This window comes from Amycolatopsis sp. WAC 01375, from assembly GCF_003947325.1.
GTDB lineage: Bacteria > Actinomycetota > Actinomycetes > Mycobacteriales > Pseudonocardiaceae > Amycolatopsis.
In genome coordinates, this window is record NZ_QHHW01000040.1 from 98484 (window position 1) to 119208 (window position 20725).

At 70.8% G+C, this 20725-nt stretch carries 18 protein-coding genes and 1 riboswitch; of the genes, 8 read left to right on the forward strand and 10 right to left on the reverse strand.

The annotated features are described in order from the left end of the window. Positions 1-110 precede the first annotated feature (110 nt). Positions 111-1670, forward strand: coding sequence for a helix-turn-helix domain-containing protein (locus DL991_RS28840; RefSeq protein ID WP_125787486.1), 1560 nt, complete (start codon positions 111-113; stop codon positions 1668-1670). Here DL991_RS28840 and DL991_RS28845 read toward each other — a convergent pair. From DL991_RS28845 to DL991_RS28855, 3 genes are read right to left on the reverse strand one after another with little or no spacing between them, the layout of a single operon-like run. After that, positions 1658-2527: a polysaccharide deacetylase gene (locus tag DL991_RS28845; protein ID WP_125787487.1), complete on the reverse strand. Its 870-nt coding sequence runs from the start codon at positions 2525-2527 to the stop codon at positions 1658-1660. The genes DL991_RS28840 and DL991_RS28845 overlap by 13 nt on opposite strands. Further along, positions 2524-3645: a tRNA-dihydrouridine synthase gene (locus tag DL991_RS28850; protein WP_125787488.1), complete on the reverse strand. Its 1122-nt coding sequence runs from the start codon at positions 3643-3645 to the stop codon at positions 2524-2526. Before DL991_RS28850 ends, DL991_RS28845 begins: the two co-directional genes overlap by 4 nt. After that, positions 3642-4256, reverse strand: coding sequence for a DUF1989 domain-containing protein (locus DL991_RS28855; protein WP_125787489.1), 615 nt, complete (start codon positions 4254-4256; stop codon positions 3642-3644). Before DL991_RS28855 ends, DL991_RS28850 begins: the two co-directional genes overlap by 4 nt. 210 nt (positions 4257-4466) lie before the next feature. On the opposite strand from DL991_RS28855, the gene DL991_RS28860 reads away from it, so the two are divergent. The 3 genes from DL991_RS28860 to fahA all read left to right on the forward strand — a co-directional run bounded on the left by DL991_RS28860 (position 4467) and on the right by fahA (position 7104). Then, positions 4467-5009, forward strand: a complete 543-nt coding sequence (locus tag DL991_RS28860) for a MarR family winged helix-turn-helix transcriptional regulator (protein WP_125787490.1) — start codon at positions 4467-4469, stop codon at positions 5007-5009. A gap of 80 nt (positions 5010-5089) precedes the next feature. Further along, positions 5090-5932, forward strand: a complete 843-nt coding sequence (locus DL991_RS28865; RefSeq protein ID WP_125787491.1) for a hypothetical protein — start codon at positions 5090-5092, stop codon at positions 5930-5932. Next, on the forward strand, positions 5929-7104 hold the full coding sequence (gene fahA, locus DL991_RS28870) for a fumarylacetoacetase (protein WP_125787492.1): 1176 nt from the start codon (positions 5929-5931) through the stop codon (positions 7102-7104). The genes DL991_RS28865 and fahA overlap by 4 nt, the downstream gene beginning before the upstream one ends. Before the next feature lie 127 nt (positions 7105-7231). On the opposite strand, the gene DL991_RS28875 is transcribed toward fahA, so the two are convergent. The 6 genes from DL991_RS28875 to DL991_RS28900 are packed head-to-tail and all read right to left on the reverse strand — an operon-like array spanning position 7232 to position 12807. Beyond that, positions 7232-8539 carry an ABC transporter substrate-binding protein gene (locus DL991_RS28875; protein ID WP_125787493.1) on the reverse strand — a complete coding sequence of 436 codons (1308 nt, stop codon included), beginning with the start codon at positions 8537-8539 and terminating at the stop codon, positions 7232-7234. Then, the gene (locus tag DL991_RS28880; protein ID WP_233599049.1) at positions 8536-9555 is read right to left on the reverse strand and encodes a branched-chain amino acid ABC transporter permease; all 1020 of its coding nucleotides are present in this window, start codon (positions 9553-9555) and stop codon (positions 8536-8538) included. Before DL991_RS28880 ends, DL991_RS28875 begins: the two co-directional genes overlap by 4 nt. Then, the gene (locus tag DL991_RS28885; RefSeq protein ID WP_125787494.1) at positions 9539-10417 is read right to left on the reverse strand and encodes a branched-chain amino acid ABC transporter permease; all 879 of its coding nucleotides are present in this window, start codon (positions 10415-10417) and stop codon (positions 9539-9541) included. The genes DL991_RS28880 and DL991_RS28885 overlap by 17 nt, the downstream gene beginning before the upstream one ends. A gap of 11 nt (positions 10418-10428) precedes the next feature. Beyond that, complete coding sequence (locus DL991_RS28890; RefSeq protein ID WP_125787495.1) at positions 10429-11133, reverse strand: ABC transporter ATP-binding protein; 705 nt, start codon at positions 11131-11133, stop codon at positions 10429-10431. Then, positions 11120-11890, reverse strand: a complete 771-nt coding sequence (locus tag DL991_RS28895; RefSeq protein ID WP_125787496.1) for an ABC transporter ATP-binding protein — start codon at positions 11888-11890, stop codon at positions 11120-11122. The genes DL991_RS28890 and DL991_RS28895 overlap by 14 nt, the downstream gene beginning before the upstream one ends. Before the next feature lie 59 nt (positions 11891-11949). Then, positions 11950-12807, reverse strand: a complete 858-nt coding sequence (locus tag DL991_RS28900; RefSeq protein ID WP_125787497.1) for a serine aminopeptidase domain-containing protein — start codon at positions 12805-12807, stop codon at positions 11950-11952. Between the two features lie 140 nt (positions 12808-12947). Between DL991_RS28900 and DL991_RS28905 the strand changes: the two genes are divergently transcribed. Genes DL991_RS28905 through DL991_RS28915 form a run of 3 tightly spaced genes read left to right on the forward strand, consistent with a single transcriptional unit; the run spans position 12948 to position 16833 of the window. Beyond that, positions 12948-13544, forward strand: a complete 597-nt coding sequence (locus DL991_RS28905; protein WP_125787498.1) for a QsdR family transcriptional regulator — start codon at positions 12948-12950, stop codon at positions 13542-13544. A gap of 48 nt (positions 13545-13592) precedes the next feature. Continuing rightward, positions 13593-15959, forward strand: a complete 2367-nt coding sequence (locus DL991_RS28910) for a LuxR family transcriptional regulator (RefSeq protein WP_125787499.1) — start codon at positions 13593-13595, stop codon at positions 15957-15959. A gap of 46 nt (positions 15960-16005) precedes the next feature. Then, positions 16006-16833: an LLM class F420-dependent oxidoreductase gene (locus DL991_RS28915; RefSeq protein WP_125787500.1), complete on the forward strand. Its 828-nt coding sequence runs from the start codon at positions 16006-16008 to the stop codon at positions 16831-16833. A gap of 95 nt (positions 16834-16928) precedes the next feature. Here DL991_RS28915 and DL991_RS28920 read toward each other — a convergent pair whose 3' ends face one another. Next, positions 16929-17933 (reverse strand): prenyltransferase/squalene oxidase repeat-containing protein, encoded by a 1005-nt coding sequence (locus DL991_RS28920; RefSeq protein WP_233599050.1) that lies wholly within the window; start codon positions 17931-17933, stop codon positions 16929-16931. A 132-nt stretch (positions 17934-18065) separates the two neighbouring features. Next, positions 18066-18209: riboswitch (cobalamin riboswitch) on the forward strand. 66 nt (positions 18210-18275) lie between these two features. Between DL991_RS28920 and DL991_RS28925 the strand changes: the two genes are divergently transcribed. Continuing rightward, complete coding sequence (locus DL991_RS28925) at positions 18276-20720, forward strand: hypothetical protein (RefSeq protein ID WP_125787501.1); 2445 nt, start codon at positions 18276-18278, stop codon at positions 20718-20720. Positions 20721-20725 lie beyond the last annotated feature (5 nt).

Consider the following 20725-nt stretch of genomic DNA (forward strand, 5'->3'; position numbering starts at 1 on the left):
CTCCTCGAATCCTGAAGGGTCTCCGAGGCACGCTAACCAGCGCTCATGACAAAACGATGAAATGGCCGTTCATCCATAAAGGACGTACGCGGCTGGATATATTCACAGTCATGCTGACGCTGGCGGCCCTGGCCGACGACCCGGATCTCGAACTGCGGGTGGTCGTCCCCGGCCGCGACGGGGCGCTCACCGAGCAGGTGCTGTGGGTGCACAACACCGAGCTTCCCGATCCCGGGCCGTACGTGCGCGAGCACGAGGTCGTGCTGACCAACGGCCTGTGGCTGGACCGCGTCGAGCCGTCGGAGTTCGTCGCACGGGTGGTCGGTGCCGGAGCGGCGGGGATCATCTTCGGGCTGCGCGTGGAGCAACGCGACACCCCTCCGGCGCTCGCCGAGGCGTGCCGGGAAGCCGGGTTGCCGCTGCTGGAGATCTCGGTGGCGGTGCCGTTCACGGCGGTCACCCGCGCGGCGGCCGCGATCCAGGCCGCGGACCGGCAGAACGCGTTGATGTCGCTGGTGCGCCGAGGGGACGAGCTCACCTCGGCGCTGTCGAGGGGCGCGGGCACGGCCGGGGTGCTCGCGGTCCTCCGCCGTGAGCACGAACTGCCGCTGGCGGTCGTGGACCGCATGGGCCGGGAGCTCGCGTCCGCCGGCGCCGGACTGGACGCCGGGCAGTCACGCGCCGCGGCGGAGGCCTTGGCCGGGCATCCGCCGCCACTGGAGGCGGATCTGGGCGCGGGGACCCGGGCGGCGTTGTTCCCGGTGGGCGCGATCGGCGACGCGGACGCCGCGCTGCTGTGCCTGCGTCCCGTGGCCGACCTGACTCGCGAGGAGCGGGACGCGCTGGAGCAGACCGCGCGGTACCTCAGCCTGGAGGTGGCCCGGCATCAGGCGGTGCAGGCGATCGAGATGCGGTTCGCCGTCGAACTGCTGGACATGGTGCTCTCCGGCGCGCAACGCGTCGCGGAGGTGCCCGGGAGGTTGCGGGCGTTCGGGGTCGACCCGGACGGGCCGCTGGCGGTGATCGCGCTGGCGTTCGCGGGTGACGACGCCGCGACGCGGGCGGGGATGGCGGAGGCCGTGACGGACTTCCTGCTGGCGGACGGGCTGCCCGCGGTCGTGGCGGCGGGCAGCCGAGACGTCGTCGCGGTGCTGCCGTTCCGGTCGGGAAGGCAGTCGCCCGCCGCTTTCACGCCCCGGCTGGCGGCGGCGGTCTCGCACCGGCTCGGCGGCGGGCGCGTGGTCGTCGGGCTCGCCGATCCCGTATCCGGCGCGGCCGAACTGCGCGTGCCGTTGTCGCGCAGCCGCGAAGCCTGCCGTGTGCTCCGCGGCAGGCGTGGCGGCCCGGTGGCGGCGAGTTTCGCCGAACTGGGCAGCTACCGGCTGCTGCTGGAGTCGCACGACGAGCAGTGGCGGCATACCTTCGCCGACGCCCTGCTCGGCCCGTTGCGCGAGCACGACCGCCTCCGCGACGGCGACCTGGAGACGACCCTGCGGGCGTTCCTCGACCATGACGGCCAGTGGGCGGCCACCGCCGCGGCGCTGTACGTGCACGTCAACACCTTGCGCAACCGGCTGGCCAAGGTCACCGAGCTGACCGGCCGCGACGTCGGGCGGACCGCGGACCGGGTCGACCTGTTCCTGGCGCTGGAGGCCGCTCAGTCCGGATAGACCGCCGGATCGATTTCGAGGCGCCGCAACGGTTCCACGGGCAAGGCAGGGTCGGCCAAGGCCGCGGCGGCCACGTCACGGCACCGGGCGAACCGGACGTCGCCGAGGCCGAGCCCGAACTCGATGAGCGAGCGCACGGCGGCCAGGCGCCCGGGCCTGCCCGACAGGAACGGGTGCAGGCACAGGTTGAACAGGCATCGGTAGCGGCGCATCGCGTCCAGTTCCGCGCGCCACATCTCCAGCACCCGCACCGGAGACGTGATCACCGAACCGATCTGCGGCGCGGGAAGGAACGCGTACTGCTCCCAGTCGTCGAGCGACCAGTGCACCGGCAGCTCCGAGATCCGGCCCGCCCCGGTCTCGATCAGGTACGGCCGGTCGTCGGCCATCAGCGACGAGTCGTAGCTCAATCCGTGCTCGGCCACCAGCGCCGGAGTGTCCCAAGTGGACTCCCAGCCCGCCGCGCGATGCCCGCTGATCTCGATGCCCTGTGCGGCGAAGACCGCCATGCCCCGTTCGAAATCGGCGCGCTGCTCGGCGGCGGTCATCGTGGTCGGCGGCCGGTGGCTGTAGGAGTGGTGGGCCACCTCGTGCCCGCGCTCCACGATCGCGGCGGCGAGGCCGGGCCGCTGTTCGGCGACCCAGCCCGGCACGAAGAACGTCGCGGGCACGGCCAGTTCGTCGAGCAGGTCGAGGATGCGTGGCACCCCGACGCGAGGCCCGTACGCCTGATGGGACATGGTCGACAGGTGTTCGGCGTAGCCCCGTCCTCGCGCGAGGATCGGGGATTCCGCGTCCACGTCGAAGGTCAGGGTCGCCACCGCGGCCGCGCCGCCGTGCCAGCTTGGTTCCGTCACGCTTGCCGACTCTCCCGCCAGCGGCGCGCGTTCGCCACCGTGACCGTCGGGGAGACCATCGCCCGGTCGAACTCCGCCAGGGGTCGCGCCGCGGCGACGCGGGCGGGCAGATCCGGGTTGGCCAGCGCGCCGTGCCCGAGGGAGAGCAGGTCGGCGTGCCCGCCGGCGAGGACCTCGTGCGCCTGGGTGAGGTCGTGCATCCCGCCGTTCGCGATCACCGGCAGCCCGGTGACCTGCCGGGCGAGGGCGGTGATGGTGCCGCCGTCGGCCAGCTTCGCCGTCTCGAGCCAGTTCCGGCCCTCGCTGGCGATGTGGAGGTACTGCGCGCCCGCCTCCGCGACCGCGGCGAAGATCACCTCGGCGTCGTCCCGCCCGCCGGGCCAGCGGTAAGTGAAGTCGTTGACCTTCGTTTGCGACAGCCGCACACCGGTCACGAGCTCCGGCACGGCCTCGGCGACGGCGGTCACGACACGGGCGGTCAGCCGGATCCGGTTCGCGACCGGTCCGCCGTACGAGTCCGTGCGATGGTTGGTGTAGTCGGTGAGGAACTGGTCGAGGAGGTATCCGTTGGCCGCGTGTACCTCGACGCCGTCGAACCCGGCCTGACGGGCACGTACGGCCGCGGCCGCGAAGCCGTCGACGACGTCGTCGATCCCGGCGGTGGTCAGCTCGCGGGGGACCGGCCACGGCCCGGAGCCGCCGTACGCGGGCATCATCTCCCTGCGCGGCTGGACGGCCGAAGGAGCGACGGTGTGGTCGCGGTGCGGATTTCCCTGGGAGATCGCCCCGGCGTGCATGAGCTGGGCGATCATCCTGCCGCCCGCCGCGCGTACTCCGGCGGTGACCACTCGCCAGCCCGCGACGTGTTCGTCCCGCGCGAGGCCCGGCTGGTTGAGGTAGCCCTGGCTGGCCGCGCTGTCGGGATAGGTGCCCTCGCTGAACACCAGCCCGAAGCCGCCGCGGGCGAATTCGGCGTAGTAGTCGGCCATTTCGCCGGTCGGGGTGCCGTCCGGGCTCGCCGAGACGCGGGACATGGGGGCGACGGCGTAGCGGTTGCGCAGTGCGAGGCCACCGAGCGTGGTGGGGGCCAGTGCGGGGTGCCCGACGGTCGTGGTCATGACTGAGTTCCTCCATTGTGGATGGTTTCGATGGCGAGCGGGGAGAGTCCGGCGTCGCTGATCCGGACGAGGTCCTGCGGGCACGCGGAGACCACGACGACGCAGTCCAGTTCGGCGCGCAGGGTCACCGCGTCGCCTGGTCGCGAAGACGCGGTCAGCCAGCTCAGGCGCCCGCCCTCGCCGACCGGGACACGCATGAAGACGTTGATCGGCTGCGGCGTCGGACCCGCGAAGCTCAGGCCTTCGTCTGCCAGCGCCTCTCGCAGGTTCGCGGCACAGGACCGGTGGCCCGGAGCGCCCAGCGCGGCGTACCGGGCCGGGTCGCAGGCCGGGATGAGCATGTCGTGCTCGCCGGGTGAGGTGTCTTCGACCAGGGTCAGGATCGGGCGGCGCAGGCCGGTCACGAAGGATTCGCCGACCGCGGGGAACAGTCGATCGATCCCGGCGCGGGTGTGCGCCGCACTGTGGTGCTCGGCCAGCTCGGCCCCGGTGTCGGTGAACGCGAACACGTCGCCGACCTGGCCCCCTTCGACGTCGATCACCCGGACGAGGTCTCCGGCGGCCACCCGGACGGCCTTGGCGGTACCCGGTGGGACTTGCGTTCTGCTCATGCCTTCAGCAAACAGGTGACGACTTGCGGTTCGCTATGGAGGAACCTCCAAGATCGAGCAGGCTGGATGGAGGAATCTCTACGCCGACGGCTTGGGGTCGATGCGGCGGCAGCGAGTTGCCCCCAATGTGCGCGGACCGGCCCTGGCGAAAGCGGGCGAAAAGTAGTTTCGACTTTGACCATTTTCGAGACACCAGGTTAGTGTCCGGCGATGGAAGACGTGGACGCTGTGGACGCGGCCGGGCTGGACTTCTGGTCGTTCGTGGCGCTGGCGAACCGGCGGCTCGCGCAGGAGTACGGCTTCCGGCACCAGTTGGCGACCGAGGTGCTGCTGACCCTCAACCGTGCCTCGGACCTGGTGACCTACGACCTCGAAGCCGCGGTGCACCGGCCACGCGGCCGGTCGTGGTCGGCGTTCCGGCTGCTTTTCGTGGTCTGGCTCGCCGGACCGCTCGAACCGACCAGCGCGGCCCGGCTGACCGGGATGAGCCGGGCGGCGGTGTCGAATCTGGTCAAGACGCTGGTCGCGGAGGGGATGCTCCACCGGGTCCCGGACGAGCGCGACGGCCGTTCGGTGCAGCTCTCGCTGACCGAGGCGGGGCACGAGGAGATGGTCTCGGTCTTCCGCGAGCACAACGAGCGCGAGTTCGGCTGGACGAACGCGCTGACCGAGACCGAACAGCGCATCCTCGTCATGCTGCTGGGCAAGCTGATCACGAGCCGCGCCGAGTTCGGCACCCGGAGCCGCAAGTAGGCCTTCCCGTCGCGAGGACGACCCGGCTACGCTGCCCGAGGGGTAGTCAAAGTGTGAACTAAATCGGCGAGGAGGAGACCATGGTGGACGGCGGACGGATTCCCGCGCTCTTCGCCGGGCTGTGCGACGACGCCGCGGTGTTCCCGCCGGGGCTGGCCCCGTTGCCGGACGCCGTCGCGGCGCACGACGAGCACGTCTCCGCCTGGTACGCCGACCTGGTCGGCCCGCTCGTCATAGCCGCCACCGCGCTCGGCGACCTCGCCGAAGTGCTGGGTGGCCGGGACACCCCACTGCCGGTCTCGGTGACCCTGCCCGGCGGGCCCGCGCAGCTCGACGGCGTGCTCGAAGCCGTCGCCTCACTGCCGGTGGACCTCGACGCGCTCGAGATCGCCGTCCCCGAGGGGATGGGCGCGGACGAGGTGCTCGCCGCGATTTCGGGTGCCACCGCACCGGTTTTCGTCGAGATCCCGCGTGACGACCGGCGTCTTCCGTTGCTGACCGCCCTTTCCGGCACCGGCCACCGCGCGAAGTTCCGCACCGGTGGCGTCCGGGCCGACCTGTACCCGGGCGAAGCCGAACTCGCCGCCGCGGTCCGGGCCGCCGTCGGGGCGGGCGTTCCGTTCAAGGCCACCGCCGGACTGCACCACGCCCTCCGCAACACCGATCCGGAGACCGGCTTCGAACAGCACGGCTTCCTCAACCTGATGCTCGCCGCGGACGCCGTCCTCACCGATGGCGACGCCGAAGCCGTTCTCGCCGAACGAGACGGCGCCGTCATCGCCGGACGGCTTCGGGCGCTGGACGCGGATCGCGTCGCCGCCGTCCGTGCGGCGTTCACGTCGTTCGGCACCTGCAGCATCACCGACCCCCTGACCGAACTGGCCGGACTCGGCCTGCTCGAGGCGCTCCGAGGAGAGGCATGACCACGATCGACGTCCCCGCAGGCTCGCTGTTCGGGATCGACAACCTGCCGTACGGCGTGTTCTCCGTCGACGGTGATTCCCCGCGCGTCGGCGTGCGCGTCGGCGACTCCGTTCTCGACCTGGCCGCGGCCCTCGGCGACGACGTCTTCGCCGCGCCGACGCTCAACCCGTTCATGGCGCAGGGATACGACCGCTGGGTGGCGGTCCGGGAGCGGATCCGCGACCTGGTCGACGGCGAGGTCCCCGACGGCGCGATCCACGCGATCGAACGGGTGACCCTCCACCTGCCGATCGAGGTCGCGGACTACGTCGACTTCTACGCCTCCGAGCACCACGCCTCGAACGTCGGCAGGTTGTTCCGCCCGGACGCGGAACCGTTGCTGCCCAACTGGAAACACCTCCCGGTCGGCTACCACGGACGGTCCGGCACCGTCCTGGTCTCCGGTACGGACATCGTGCGCCCGAGCGGCCAGCGCAAGGCTCCCGCCGACGCGGCGCCGGTGTTCGGTCCGAGCACGCGGCTGGACATCGAGGCAGAAATGGGGTTCGTCGTCGGCACCGGAACCCCGCTGAACGCCCCGATCGCCCCGGATGCCTTCCCTCGCCACGTTTTCGGCGCCGTCCTGCTCAACGACTGGTCGGCCCGCGACATCCAGGCGTGGGAATACGTGCCGCTGGGTCCGCACCTCGGCAAGAGCTTCGCGACGTCGATCTCCCCTTGGGTGGTGCCGATCCTGGCGCTCGAGGCCGCGCGGATCCCGCTGCCCGGCCAGACGGATCCGGAACCGCTGCCGTACCTGCGGGAGAGCGACCCGTGGGGCCTCGACATCGACCTGGTCATCGCATGGAACGGCGAGGAGGTCAGCCGCCCGCCCTTCCGCGAGATGTACTGGTCGCCGGCGCAGATGCTCGCCCACCTGACAGTCAATGGCGCCTCCTCGCGCACGGGCGACCTGTACGGTTCCGGCACGATCTCCGGACCGGAGAAGCACCAGCGCGGCGCGTTCCTCGAATTGTCCTGGGGCGGTAAGGAACCGCTCACGGTCAAGGGGGAGGAACGCACCTTCCTGCTGGACGGCGACGAGGTCGTGATCACCGGGACCGCGCCCGGCGCGAACGGCTCGCGGATCGGGTTCGGTGAGGTGCGGGGACGCGTGCTGCCCGCGGGGTGAGCCGGGTAGCGGCCGTTCCGTGAAGGACTCCTTGAGGGACCCAGGGTCCCTCAAGGAGTCCTTCACGGACCCCCGGAAGGCCATCACGAGCCTCGGCAGCACGCCACGGTTGCCTCACGACCACCTCTCAGCTACCCGGAATCCCGTTGGGCGGCGGCGCGTCGTTCGCCGCGGAGTCGTCCGCCTTGATGGGCGCGTCGCCGAGGTCGGTCACCAGTACCGGCGTCAGATCCTTGCCGACGCCTCCCTTGAGCTCGACCACCGACATCCCGGAGATGCCGAGGTGGCTGTCGGCGGAGTAGCGGAACGGCGCCAGTCCCGGTCCCTCGAACGCCTTCCCGGACTGCTGGATCACCTCGACGAGGCGCTCGCGCGTCAGGTCCTTTCCGGCCGCCTGCAACGTTTGGACGAACGTGTACGCCTGCGCCATCCCGTAGATGCGGTAGTTCGTCAGGTCGCCGCCCTTGCCGTGCGCCTTCCAGACGTTCTGCCACAGCTTGGTCCACGCGTTGTCCGGCGCGTCGACACCCGGCAGGTACTCGGTGGTGATCACGCCGTCGATGAGCGACGCGCCGTTGGTGACCTTGCCTTCGGAGAACCGCGCGAGCAGTGAGCCGACGAGCGCCGGATCGGAGCCGACGTTGCTGTAGACCCACTTCGGTTTGAACCCGATCTTCAGCGAAGCCAGCTGCGAAAGCGCGGTGTACGACGGAACGGTGAAGCCCAGCACCAGATCGACGCCCGCGGCCTTGAGTTTCGCGATCTGCGGCGCGATGTCGGTGTTGCCAGGGGAGTACTTCGCGACCTCCACGATCTGCTGGCCGAGATAACGCCGGGCGCCCTTCTCACCGTCGCGGCCGAAGTCGTCGTCCTGGAGGAACAGGCCGACCTTGGCGTTCGGCAGGTTCTTCCGCACCCAGTCGCCGATGATCTTGCCTTCGATCTCGTAATCCGGCTGCCAGCCGAAGGTGACCGGCGCCTTCTTCGGATCGTCGCCCCAGCGCAGCGAACCCGACGACACGAACAGGTCCGGCACCTTCGAGGTGTTCAGAAACTCGACGACGGCGCTGTGCGTCGGCGTGCCGAGGCCGCCGACCATCGCGAAGATCTCGTCCTTGAGCACCAGTTCGTTGGTGACGGCGCTGGTGTTGGTCGGGTTGTAGCCGTCGTCCTTCACCACGAACTCGATCTTGCGGCCGTTGACGCCGCCGTTCGCGTTCACGTAGTCGTAGTAGGCCTGGTGCCCGCTCGGGATCTCGCTGTAGCCCGGCGCGGCGACCCCGGTCAGCGGGAAATGCGCGCCGATCTTGATGGTCGTGTCGGTGACGCCGACCGTCGAGCCCTTCTGCTCGCCCTCGGGTCTGCCGCCCGCGCCGCAGGCGGCGGTGACCGTGACGGCCAGGAAGACGGCCACGGCCTTGGTCCAGCGTTTCATGAACTTCTCCTCGAGTGGATGAGTTTCCGCAGCCCGCCGGCGAGACCGGCGGGTGCGAGCAGCACGATCAGGACGGTGACCAGGCCGTAGATCAACGGCGCCAGATGCGCGGCCTGCACGTCGGAGAGGCCGAGATCCGTGCCCGCGCCGGTCACCAGCGGCGGCAGGAAGGTCAGCAGCGCGGCCCCGGCGAGTGCTCCGGTGAGGCTCCCGAGACCGCCGAGCACCACCGCGGACACCAGCAGCAGCGACAACGTCAGCGCGAACCCGCTCGGCGCCGCGAGCCGCGCCGACAACGCCATGAGCGCTCCGGCCAGCCCCGCGCAGCCCGCGCTGACGACGAACGCCCGTACCCGCGTGCGACCGAGGTCGATCCCGGCCAGTTCGGCGGCCACGTTCTCGTCGCGCACCGCCCGCCAATCGCGTCCGACGCGGCCACGGGACAGGTTCGCCAGCAGCACGAACACGACGATCACCGCGAGCCACGAAAGGTAGGCGAGGTAACGGATCGACGTGAGATCCTGGCCGGTGACGAAGTACGCGGCGTCGGCCAGCCAGCCGGGTATCTCCGGCATGCGCACGGGCAAGCCCTGCTCGCCGCCGAGCGCCTCACCGAAGAACAACGGGATGCCGGGCACGGCGACGGCGAGCGCCAGTGTCGCCCCGGCGAGATACGGGCCGTGCAACCTGGCCGCGGCGACCCCCACGAGCGCCCCGACGGCGAGCGTGATCACCACCGCCAGCAGCAGGATCACCGGCAGCGGCAAGACCGCCGACTTCAGCAGGAGCGCCGTCGAGTACGCGCCGACGGCCATCAAGGCGCCATGCCCGAGCGAGAGCTGCCCGTTGAGTCCGGTGAGGACGGTCAGGCCGCCCGCCGCGATCGCGAGGTACGCCATCGTGGTGAATTGCGCGGTGAGGAACGGCCCGGAAGTCTCCAGGACGAGTACGACGACGACCAGCGCGGCGAGCGCGCCCAGCAGATGACCGCGCAGCACCTCAGACCCTCCGTTCACGGACGACGGCGAACAGGCCGCCGGGTTTGAGCAGCAGCACCGCCATGAGCAGCACCAGCGCGGCGAGCGGCACCAGTTCCGCGCCGACGTAACCGCTCACCAGGCTCAACGACAGGCCGAGGACGACACCGCCGACGACCGCGCCGACCGGGCTGTCCAGCCCGCCGAGCACCGCGGCCACGAAGCCGTACACCACCACACCGTCCATATAGGACGGATGGACGAGGCCGCCGCCGGCGATCAGCAGGCCCGACAGCGAACCGGCGAGAGCGGCCAGCGCCCAGCCGAGGGTGAGCATCCGCCCGACCCGCACGCCGAGCAGGCGGGCCACTTCCCGGTCGAACGCCGCGGCGCGCATCCGCAGGCCAAGGTCGGTACCGCGGAACAGCACCACGAGCCCGATCAGCACGACGCCGACGGCGGCGATGGTGAACACGCCGAATCCGGTCAGCGCGATCGTCGTGTCGCCGACCCGGAACCCGGTGAGCCCGAACGGTGCCGGGAACGACCGGTACCGCGAGCCGAACACCAGCGCCGCCAGCGCGTGCAACACGATGAACAACCCCAGGGTGAGGATGACGGCGTTGATCTCGGCCTTGCCGTCGACGAACCGGACGACGAAGCGTTCCACCAGCGCGCCGAGCACGAGCCCGGAAAGCAGGGCCACCGCGAAACCGGCCCAGTACGACCAGCCGGCGTCGATCAGGACCAGCGCGAGGTAGGTGGTGATCATCGCCATCGGAGCCTGCGCGAAGTTCACGATCCGCGTCGCCCGCCAGATCAGCACCAGCGCCAGCGCGAACGCGGCGTACACCGCACCCAGCGTCAGGCCGGTGAGCGCGGTGGTGAGCAGTTGCTGCACAGTGCTCCCTTTCAGAATCCGAGGTAGGCGTGCCGGAGGTCGTCGTCCGCGACGAGCGCGGCCGCGTCCCGCCGGACGACGACCTCGCCGAGGTTGAGCACGACGCCGTGGTCGGCGATGGACAGCGCGCTGCGCGCGTTCTGCTCGACCAGCACGACGGCCAGTCCTTCGTCGTGGACGAGGCCGCGCAGCAGGCCGAAGATCCGCGCCACGATCCGGGGCGCGAGCCCCAAGGACGGCTCGTCGAGCAGCAGCACCTTCGGCCGGGAAAGCAGCGCGCGGCCGATGACCAGCATCTGCCGTTCCCCACCGGAAAGGACGTGCGCGGAACCGTTCTTGCGGTCGGCGAGCGCCGGGAAGAGGTCGTAGATCCGGCGGAGATCGGCCGCCGACGCGCGACCGCGTGCGCCGAGGGCGCCGAGCCGCAGGTTCTCCTCGACGGTCAGTTCGGCCAGTACGCCGCGGCCTTCGGGCACCTGCGCGAGTCCGAGCGCGGGAAGGTCCTCTGTGGACACTCGGCTCAGGTCCCGTCCCGCGAGCGAGACGCTGCCGCCCGTCGGCCGGACGAGTCCGGAGATGGTTCGCAGCAAGGTGGTCTTACCCGCGCCGTTCGCGCCGAGCACCGCGGTGATCTCGCCTTCCGCGGCCGAAAGGCTCACGGAATCGAGCGCGCGCACCGGGCCGTAGCTCGCCGAAAGGTTCTCAACGGTCAGCACCGGCCACCTCCTCGCCGAGGTAGGCGGCCTGGACCGCCGGGTCGGCGCGGATCTCGTCCGGTGTCCCGCGGGCGATGACCCTGCCGAAGTCCAGCACCACGATCTCGTCGCAGACGCCCATCACCAGATCCATGTGGTGCTCCACGAGCATCACCGACATGCGTTCGGTCAGCCCGCGGACCAGGTCGCCGACCTCGGCGATCTCGGCCGACGACAGGCCGCCCGCCGGTTCGTCCAGCAGCAGCAGATCCGGTTCGGCGGCCAGCGCTCGCGCCAGAGCGACCCTTTTCCTCACCGGATAAGGAAGAGCGGCGGGATAGCGATGCGCGAGGTCGGCGATGCCGAACTCCTCCAACCGCGCCATCGCCCGTTCGGCCAGTGCCTTCTCGCTCTTCGTCATGCCCAGCAACGAAGTCCAGAATCCGGACTTCGCATGCCTTCCCGCGCCCACGAGCACGTTCTCCAGCACGGTCATCCGGTCGAACAGGCCGAGTTCCTGCAGGCTGCGGGCGATGCCGAGGCCGGCGAGGTGATGCGGGCGCAGCCGCCGCAGTTCCGTGCCGCGCCAGGTCAGCGTGCCGGTGTCCGGGCGGACGAACCCGCACGCGACGTTGAACAGCGTGGTCTTGCCCGCCCCGTTCGGGCCGATCACGCCGAGCACCCGGCCGGGCGCGACGCTCAGGGAGACGTCCGACAGTGCGACGAGACCACCGAAGGTCACCGACACGCCGGACATCTCGAAGGTCGACAGGGTCACGCAAGAACTCCCAACGGAGAGAGGAGGTCCCGGCGCGGGTGCGCCGGGACCCAAGACACTCAGGCGTGCGGACACGTGTCCCGGTAGTCGCTGATCGTGCGGTCGTCCGGGGCCGGGCAGAGGAACTGTTCGTAGCGGGTGTCGTTGTCCACGAACCGCTTCAGCCACGAGATCGTGTACTTGGCCATGGTCGTGTTCGCGGTGTTCGGGAAGAAGTGGCTCGCGTTGTCCAGTTCCATGTACGCCTTCTCCGCCGAAGCGGGAATGCTGGTGTAGAACGGGATCGAGTGCGACGCCACCGGCGCGACCGAGTCGGACTCACCGCCGATGACGAACGTCGGCACCCGCAGCGAGGACCAGGACTTCTGGGTGTTCCACGGCGCGAGCGGCACCGCGGCCTGCAACGAAGGCCGGTCCTGAGCCGCTTCGAGCGAACCGCCGCCGCCCATCGAGTGGCCCGCGACCGCGAGCCGGGTGGTGTCGACGCGGGACCGGACGGTGCTGCGCTGGGTCAGGTAGTCGAGCGCGGCCAGCAGTTGGTCACCGCGGCTGTCGGGCTGGTCGTAGATCGTGTTGGTGTCGATCGTGAACACCACGAAGCCCTGCGACGCCAGCCGCGGGCCGATCCACGCGATGCTCGACTGGGTCGCGGTGAATCCCGGCGAGATGGCGACCGCGCCGAACGTGCCCTGGGTGGTGCTGGTGGGATAGTAGATGGTGCCACCGCCGAATCCGGTGACTGCCAGGCTCGAAACGGAGGTCTGCGACACCGCGAACGAGCCGCGGGAGGCTTCGATGCTGCTTTCCGTCGGGTCCGGGCCTCGTTCGTAGGGATTCTCGGCGGCATAGGCCGTGGGAGCGATAGCGAGTGCCGCGACGGTGGCCAGTCCACAAAGGATCCGGGTCGTACTACGCATGGTGCCCTCTCCGTTCGCCGTTGAACACAGTCCGTGGTGATGGACTGTGGCAAACGGCCGGAGGAGGCTGCATCGGTGAAATCGCCAGTCTTGATCCGCGACCGCCCCCGCCGGGCCGCCCGCCCGTACGATCGGCGATCGTGAACCCCTCAGCCGAGGACATAGTCCGCACAGCGGCGCGGTGGATCGATCGCGGTGTCCGCGTCGACACCTCCGCCTTCGCCCAGGATCTCGGCATCTCGCGCAGCACCCTGTTCCGCCGTGTCGGCAATCGGGAAGACCTGCTCGGTGATGCCCTCTACTACCTGTCCGAGCGCACCCTGACGGCCGCCGCGCGCACCTGGGAGCGCGAAGAGGGCGACGTGGTGCGCAACGCTGCCGGTGAACTGCGCTGTCTTTCGATCATGCGCGAGTACCGGTCCGTGCTGGCGGCGAGCTCCGGGTTCCGGCGCTTCCTCGACGACGAGCCGGTGCTGGCGATCCGGCTGCTCACCGACCCGGACGGACGCGTCCAGCCGAGGGTGATCGCGGCCCACGTCGAGCTGCTTCGCCGGGACGTCGAGGACGGCGGTTTCGTGCCCGCGGTCGGCCTGGACAGCCTCTGTTACGCGATCGTCCGACTGGGAGAGGCGTTCCTGTACTCGGACGTCCTCGCCTCCCGGACACCCGATCTCGACGCGGCGTCGACACTGCTCGGAGCCCTCGTGGAAGGACGGGTGCCGAGCAGGACCTTGTGAAACACTTGCGCCTGGTGTTTCATCGAGAGGGATCTCGAGGAGGCGCCGATGCCTGTGTACCCGCTGCGGGGCAGGGACGACCTCTTCGGTGGGCTGCGTTCGGCCGCCGGCCGTGCCGTGCTGGTCCACGGAACGGAAGGCCTCGGTAAATCGGCCCTGCTCACCGCGCTGCGCGCCACCCTCGGCGTCCGTCTCGTCGGGGTGCGGGGCCTGCGGGCCGAAAGCACGCTGCCGTATGGCGCCCTGCATCGGATGTTCGGCGCGTCCGTCTCCGGCGGAGCGGAGGCCAGGGACCGGCTCGGCGCCGTTTCGGCACCGACGATCTGCTGGGTCGACGACGCGCAGTGGGTCGATCCGGAATCCTTGGCGGCCCTGGGTTTCGCGGGCAGGCGGCTGGCCGGGGCCCCGGTCGGCATGGTGCTCGCGTCGCGATCCGGGTCCGACGAGTTCGACTCCGTCGAGCTGCCGCCGTTGACCGAATCCGCCGCCGACCTGGTGCTGCGCGATCGCGGTGTACCCGCAGGGGTACGCCCGCAGCTGGTCGAACTCGGCGACGGGAACCCCGCCGATCTCGTCGCGCTGGCGGCTTCGTTGACGCCCGCGCAGGCGGCGGGACGGGAACCGGTGTCGCCGATCCTTCGGGACCGCTTGCCTCGCTACGCGGCCGAGCTCGACGCGATGTCGTTCGAGGAACGCCTCCGGTTCCTTGCCACCTGCATGGACTCTTCCGCGAGGAACGCGACGTGGTACGCGGCGGCGTCACCGGCCGACCGTAGGGCGGCGCACGCGCGGCTGGCCTCCGCCGAGGAGGGGCCTGACGCGCTGTGGCATCGCGCGATGGCGGCCGCCACGCCGTCCGCGCCGCTCGCCGACGCGCTCGCCGCCGCACCGGCGGCGGACCACGCGGCCGCGGCACGGCAGCTCGAACGCGCCGCCGCCCTGACCGCCGATCCGGCCGCCCGGGCGGACCGGTTGCTGGCCGCCGCGGACGCGGCCTGGCAGGCGGGAAGACCAGGGTGGGCTCGGCTACTTCTGTCCAAAGTGGACAGAAATCCGGCTGCGGTGGCGTTGCTGCACGGGGAGATCGAGCTGCGCGACGGCGATCCCGCCGTCGCCACCCACGAACTCGGCGCGGCGGCGGAACTGCTGCCCGATCCGTCCGCCGCGCTCCTGCTGGCGGGCGAGGCACGGCGGCTCGGCGGCGACCTGAGCGGCTACCGGGCGCTCGCGCGGACGGTCCCCGACGGCGAGGGGCTTGCCTTCTCTCATTTCCGTGGTCTGACGTCGGTCTACGCCGGACGTCACGAGGACGCGGTCCTTCCGCTGAACGAGGCCGCCGGCCGGGGGATGGCCGGCGCGGACGTCGCCGGAGCCGTCTGGGCCGCCGAAGCGGCCTTCGCCCGCGGGCATGCCGAAAGGGCGCACGAACACGCGGCCGCCGCCGTGAGCCGCGCGAGACTCGGCAAACGGCACGCGGAACTGCCGTGGGCGTTGATCTACCTGTCGCTTTCGGCCATCGCGCTCGACCGGATCCCGTGCGCGCGGGCGGCGTCCCGCGACGGTCTGCGCGCGCCCCACAACCTGCGGATGGAACATCTGACGTTGCTGGGGCTGGCCGCCGCGCTCCTCGGCGACCGCGTACCGGAACTGGACGAGGCGACCGAAGGCATCGCCGAACGCGGTCTCGGCAGGCCGGCCGCCGTCGCCGCGTGGGCGAACGCCTGTCTGGACCTGGCCGAAGACCGGCCCGACGACGCCCTGAGCAGGCTCGAAGATCTCGCTTCGGGCGTCTCCGGCGACCAGCCGGTGATCCGGGTGCTGGCCACTCCGCAACTCGTCGAGGCCGCCGTCAGTTCCGGGCGGCCCGAACGGGCCCTGGCCGCGCTGGCGGTGTTCGACCGCTGGACCCTGGCCGGAGCGGAACCCTGCTGGCTCGCGCTGAGCCACCGCTGCCACGCGCTGACCGCGCCGGAGCCGGAGACCGCGGAACGGCGTTTCCGGCTGGCCATCGACGCGCACCGGCGGGCGGGCGGCGCGGTGGAACTCGCCAGGACCCGGTTCGCGTACGCCACCCTGCTGCGCCGTCACCGGCGGACCCGGGACGCGCGCGACCAGTTCCGCGATGCCTTGCGCGGCTTCGAAAACGTCGGCGCCAAGCGGTTCGCCGAACGGGCCCGCGCCGGACTGCGCGCCACCGGCGAGACCGTCGACGTGCCGCACCGCTCGCTCGCCGGGCTGACGCCGCAGCAGGACGCCATCACCCGGCTGGTCGCGGCGGGGGAGACCAACAAGGAGATCGCGCGGCGGCTGGTCATCAGTCACCGGACGGTGGATCACCACCTGCGGAACATCTTCACCGCTCTGGGCGTCCGGTCCCGCGTGGAACTCGCGCGCCGCGTCGCCGCCGGCGAATGACGGGCCCGGCGGAATACTCACCCCGGTCCTGGAGTCGTAGCCGAGTATGGACTTCGGTATCGCGACTTCAGTGACCGACGAAGGAATCCGGCCGCACGTACTGGCCGCGGCGTTGGAGGAGAAGGGCTTCGCCTCCCTCTACCTCCCCGAACACTCTCACATCCCGGTCAGCCGGGAGAGTCCGTACCCCGGCGGTGAGCTGCCGCGGGGGGCCCTCCGCAATCTCGACCCGTTCGTGGCGCTGGCCGCCGCCGCGACCGTCACCTCGACCCTCCGCCTCGGCACCGCGGTCGCCCTGATGATCCAGCGAGATGTGCTCTATACGGCCAAGGAGATCGCCAGCCTTGACCTGCTTTCCAACGGACGGGTGATCTTCGGCGTGGGAGCGGGCTGGAACATCGAGGAGATGCGTAACCATGGCGTCGAGCCGCGGACACGGGGCGCGCTGCTGACCGAACAACTCCAGGCGCTCAAGGAGATCTGGACCAGGGACGAAGCGGAGTTCCACGGAAAGCACATCGACTTCGACCCGGTCTACTCCTGGCCGAAACCGGTGCGAAAACCGCATCCGCCGATCTACGTCGCAGGCCAGGGGCCTGCGGGCCTCAAACGGCTCGCCGAGCACGCCGACGGTTGGCTGCCGCATTCCGTGACACCGCCGGAGGAATTGCGCCGGGGCCGGTCTTGGCTCGCCGACCAGGGCCGCGAGGACGTCCGGATCAGTGTGTTCGGTGCTCCGGCCGATCCCGGGCTGCTGCGACGCCTCGCCGCCGCTGGGGCCGACGAGGTCTCGCTCACCCTGCCGACGTTGCCCGAAGCCGAAACCCTGGAGCGTCTCGACGAGTTGGCCAAGACCATCGAGCCGCTCCGCTGACCGGACCTGCCCTCAGAGCCGTAACTCGCGTGATTGGAGCCGTAACTCGCGTGATTGGAGGCGGAACACTTGAGTTACGCCTCTGATCACGTGAGTTACGGGCAGGCGAGGACCGGGGCCTGCGGACGGCCGCCGCCGTGCAGGTCGCTCAGCGGAACCCTGGCCAGGCCGAGGATCGCCTGCGCGGTCGCGCGCGGGGCGGTCGACGGGTTCAGGCCCGTGGCGTCGTAGGCGATCGCGCCGCGGTCCGCCTCGGTGCCGGCGCAGCCGGTCTGCAGCGACCGCAAGAATTCCCGCGCCTTGACCGCGGCGGCGGGACGGTGCCCGGCCAGTGCCTGCGCGGCGAGTCCGGTGCTGTTGGCGTTCGGCGCGTTGGTGGCGAAACCGAAACCGCCGTTCGGGTGCTGCTTGGTGACCAGCCAGGAGGTGCCCTCGCCGGCGTTCACCGGGTCACCGGTGGCGCGCAAGGCCTGCACGACCGTCGCGGTCGCGTCGACGTCGCTCGTGCACGTCGCTTCGCCGAAGCTCAGGGGGAAACCGCCGTCGGGGCACTGGGTGCCCGCGAGGAACGTCACGGCCCGCTCCGGGACGTCGCCGGTGCGGTCCAGCGCCAGCAGTGCGAGCGACTGCGAAAGAGCGTTGGAGTAGTCGCCGTATTCGGAGCGGTCGGAGAACCGGCCGGACGGCGTGAGCGACGAAAGCAGGCCCGCCTTCAGATCGACGCCGCCGAACGACGCCGGGTTCTTGCCGCGAACCTGCGCGGCGAGCAGCAGTTTCGCGTGCGCGCCCGCGTACGCCTCGGTGCCGCTGCCGACGTAGCCCGTGGTGATCTCCGGTTTCGCCAGCCAGGCGATCGCGTTGCCCGCGTTCGTGTCCGACACCCCGGCCGCGGCGAACGCGAAGATCGCGTCGATCGTCGAACCCTGATCGGGAAACTTCTGGCCGCCGAAGTCGGCCTCGAACCTTTCCCCGTCGGCCATCTGCCTCGCGAGCCAGCCCGCGGCGGCGTCCGCCTTGTCGTGGGTGGCCGCGGCCGCCGGCGGAGCGGCGACCAGCCCGATGCCGCACACCATGGCGACAGCGAAAAGCAAACGTCTCATGAGAACCCTTCCCCCAACGACCGCGATGAACGACCCGAAGAGTCCCACCCCGGCCGAGCGTCCGGGTACCGCCGGGCGCGAAGAGCCGATGTGATCCTGGCAACCGACCTGGTCAGCGGTGCCTGCCGGAAGTGATCGGGTGTTAACCTCGATCGGCTCGACAACTGCACACCGCCGCCCGTGACGGGGAAGCCGGTCGAAATCCGGCGCTGTCGCGCAACCGTGGGCCCTTCACCAGGGCGAGCCGGGATACCGAACGGGCGGATGAACGAACCACTGTCGCGATAAACAGGGGTGACCGCGGCGTCCGCGCTGTCCTCCGTCATGCCGCTAGGAGGAGTCATGCGCCGCCGGTACCTCGCCGCAGTGGCGTTCGCCGTCAGTGTCGGCGTGGTCGCCGCACTGCTCACCGGGACGGCCGCCGCCGCGAACGATCCCGGCGCGGCGAAGGCGAATTCCCGCTGGCTCGCGACGAAGCTGAAGCCGGACGGCACGCTCGAAAACCCCAACGGGGGCGCACTACCCGACCACGGCCTGATGCTCGACGTGCTCTTCGCGCTGTACGCGTCGGGCGACGGCGCCAAGGCCGAGCCGATCATGAAGTTCCTCGACGACGAAGGCCACGCCACCGACTACTTCACCTGGGACGGACTGGTTCCCGGTGCCGGGTACGACAAGGTCGTCGTCGGGGGCTCGCTCGCCAAGACGCTGGTCGCCGCCGAGGTTTCCGGCAGGGACCCGCGAAACGTCGACGGGTACGACCTGGTCGCCGAGACCCATGCCGCGATCATGCGCAAGGGCCCCGACAAGGGCCGGATCAGCGACTACTCCAAGGATCCGGACCTCGCCGGCGCGGTGAACAACGACGCGAACTCGTTCGGGCAGGCGCTCGGCGTCGTCGGGCTCGCCGCGGCGGGGGAGAACGACCGGATCGCCATCGACAGGTTGCTGGCCCAGCAATGTTCCGAGGGCTACTTCCGCCTCGTGTTCGAATACATTCCGACGAAGGAGACCGGCGACCACGTCACCCCGGACGGCCGCAAGGTATCGACCTGCGACGAAGGCAAGCCGCTCGACCTTTCCCCGACCGACGGCGACGCCACCGGCCTCGCGCTCTCGGCGCTGCTGGCCGCGCGGAAGGCGGGCGCGACCGGACTCGACGCCCCGATCGCCAAGACCGTCTCGTGGCTCAAGGCGAACCAGGCTTCCGGTGGCGGCTGGGGCGGTGGCGTCAGCACCGAGGCACCGAACACCAACAGCACCGGCATGATCGTCCAGGCGCTCGCCGACGCGGGCGGCGCCGAGGCGGCGGTGGACAAGGGGGTGCGGTACCTCAAATCCGCGCAGGCGAACGCCGCCGACTCCGGCACCAAGCTCGCGGGTGAACTCGGCGCGATCGCCTACAACCCGGCTTCCTACGAGGCCGCGCGAGCGTCCGGCATCAGCGGGGTCGACACCTGGATCCGCGCGGGTGCCCAGGCTTCGCTCGGGTTGTCGCAGGTCGGCTTCTACGCGCTCGCGAAGGGCGAAGCTCAGCCGCCGACCAGCGGTGGCCCGGCTCCCACGACGACCACCATCACGAAATCCGTGACGCCTCCGCCCAGACCCAAGAGGGCAGGCACGCCCAGGGCGTCCACCGTCGTCCGGCCACCGGCCACGATCGCCACTCCGGACACGGCGACACCGGCCGCCCGCCTCGGCGCCTACCTGGCGAACCGGCTCACCGACGGTGACCACGTCGAGGTGACCGAGGACGGCAGGACCTACGTCGACTACGACGCCACCGCCGACGTGGTGCTGGCCCTGCGAGCGCTGGACCAGCAGCCGGACTCGGTCGCCCGCGCGTCGCAGTTCCTGGTGAAGCCGGAAGCCGTACAGGCTTATGCCCACGGCGCGCCGTACGAGCAGGGCGACGCGTCGTATGCCGGACCGCTCGCGAAACTCGTGCTCGTCGCCGAATTCGCCAAGGCGGATGTCGCCGGGCGGTTGCGCGCCGATCTGGTGAAACTGCGCGGCGCCGGCGGCGAGTTCACCGACACCGGATCGTTCGCCGACGCCGACGAGACCGTGGAGCGGCACGCGTGGGCGGTGCTCGCCACCGCCGCCGATCCCGGTCCGGCGGTCGAACTGCTCCTTTCGCGCCAGTGCGCCGACGGAACCTTCCCGAAGCATCTCGACACCGTGGAGTGCGGTTCCGGTGACCTCGCCGCGACCGCCGCCGCGGTCACCGCGCTGGCCGCCCGTCCGCACACCGACGCCGCGCCTTCGACCAGGCGCCCGGACGGCTGGAGCGAGCGGCGCGTGTCGGCGTTCGTCTCCGCGGTGGGCGCGCTCGGCGTCCGGCCGACCGGCGAGGGCGTGGTCACCGGAGAGGGCGGCGAGCCGGACGTCGCGCTCAGCGCCGCCGTAGCCGCCGCGCGGCAGACCGCCGGACTCGACGCGAGCGGAACCGCGCGATCACTGGGCGCACTGGTCCAAGCCGATGGCGGTTTGGCCAAGGGGTCCGCCGGGGAGACCGATTTCCCGACCAGTCTGGCCGCCGCGCAAGGAGTCGCGGGCCGATCGTGGCTGACCGCGGCGGATTCGCCGCTCTCGCCCGCGATCCGGCTGCCGCTGACCGAGGCGAATCCGTCCGGCGCACCGGTACTGGCCGCGGAGCAGTCCGGCTCCCCTCCGTCATGGCTGATCTGGGGGCTCGCCGGGCTGGCCGTCCTGCTGCTGCTCACCGTGATCGCTCTGGTTTTCGTACTTCGCCGTTTCACCAAGAAAAAGGGGGCAACACCATGAAGAGA

What these genes read in the sequence shown, in the direction of transcription:
- DL991_RS28900 (WP_125787497.1), bottom strand. Translation starts at nt 12,807, where the DNA reads ATGCGTAGTACGACCCGGATCCTTTGTGGACTGGCCACCGTCGCGGCA.
- fahA (WP_125787492.1), top strand. Translation starts at nt 5,929, where the DNA reads ATGACCACGATCGACGTCCCCGCAGGCTCGCTGTTCGGGATCGACAAC.
- DL991_RS28840 (WP_125787486.1), top strand. Translation starts at nt 111, where the DNA reads ATGCTGACGCTGGCGGCCCTGGCCGACGACCCGGATCTCGAACTGCGG.
- DL991_RS28850 (WP_125787488.1), bottom strand. Translation starts at nt 3,645, where the DNA reads ATGACCACGACCGTCGGGCACCCCGCACTGGCCCCCACCACGCTCGGT.
- DL991_RS28915 (WP_125787500.1), top strand. Translation starts at nt 16,006, where the DNA reads ATGGACTTCGGTATCGCGACTTCAGTGACCGACGAAGGAATCCGGCCG.
- DL991_RS28865 (WP_125787491.1), top strand. Translation starts at nt 5,090, where the DNA reads ATGGTGGACGGCGGACGGATTCCCGCGCTCTTCGCCGGGCTGTGCGAC.
- DL991_RS28910 (WP_125787499.1), top strand. Translation starts at nt 13,593, where the DNA reads ATGCCTGTGTACCCGCTGCGGGGCAGGGACGACCTCTTCGGTGGGCTG.
- DL991_RS28920 (WP_233599050.1), bottom strand. Translation starts at nt 17,933, where the DNA reads ATGAGACGTTTGCTTTTCGCTGTCGCCATGGTGTGCGGCATCGGGCTG.
- DL991_RS28925 (WP_125787501.1), top strand. Translation starts at nt 18,276, where the DNA reads ATGCGCCGCCGGTACCTCGCCGCAGTGGCGTTCGCCGTCAGTGTCGGC.
- DL991_RS28860 (WP_125787490.1), top strand. Translation starts at nt 4,467, where the DNA reads ATGGAAGACGTGGACGCTGTGGACGCGGCCGGGCTGGACTTCTGGTCG.
- DL991_RS28855 (WP_125787489.1), bottom strand. Translation starts at nt 4,256, where the DNA reads ATGAGCAGAACGCAAGTCCCACCGGGTACCGCCAAGGCCGTCCGGGTG.
- DL991_RS28875 (WP_125787493.1), bottom strand. Translation starts at nt 8,539, where the DNA reads ATGAAACGCTGGACCAAGGCCGTGGCCGTCTTCCTGGCCGTCACGGTC.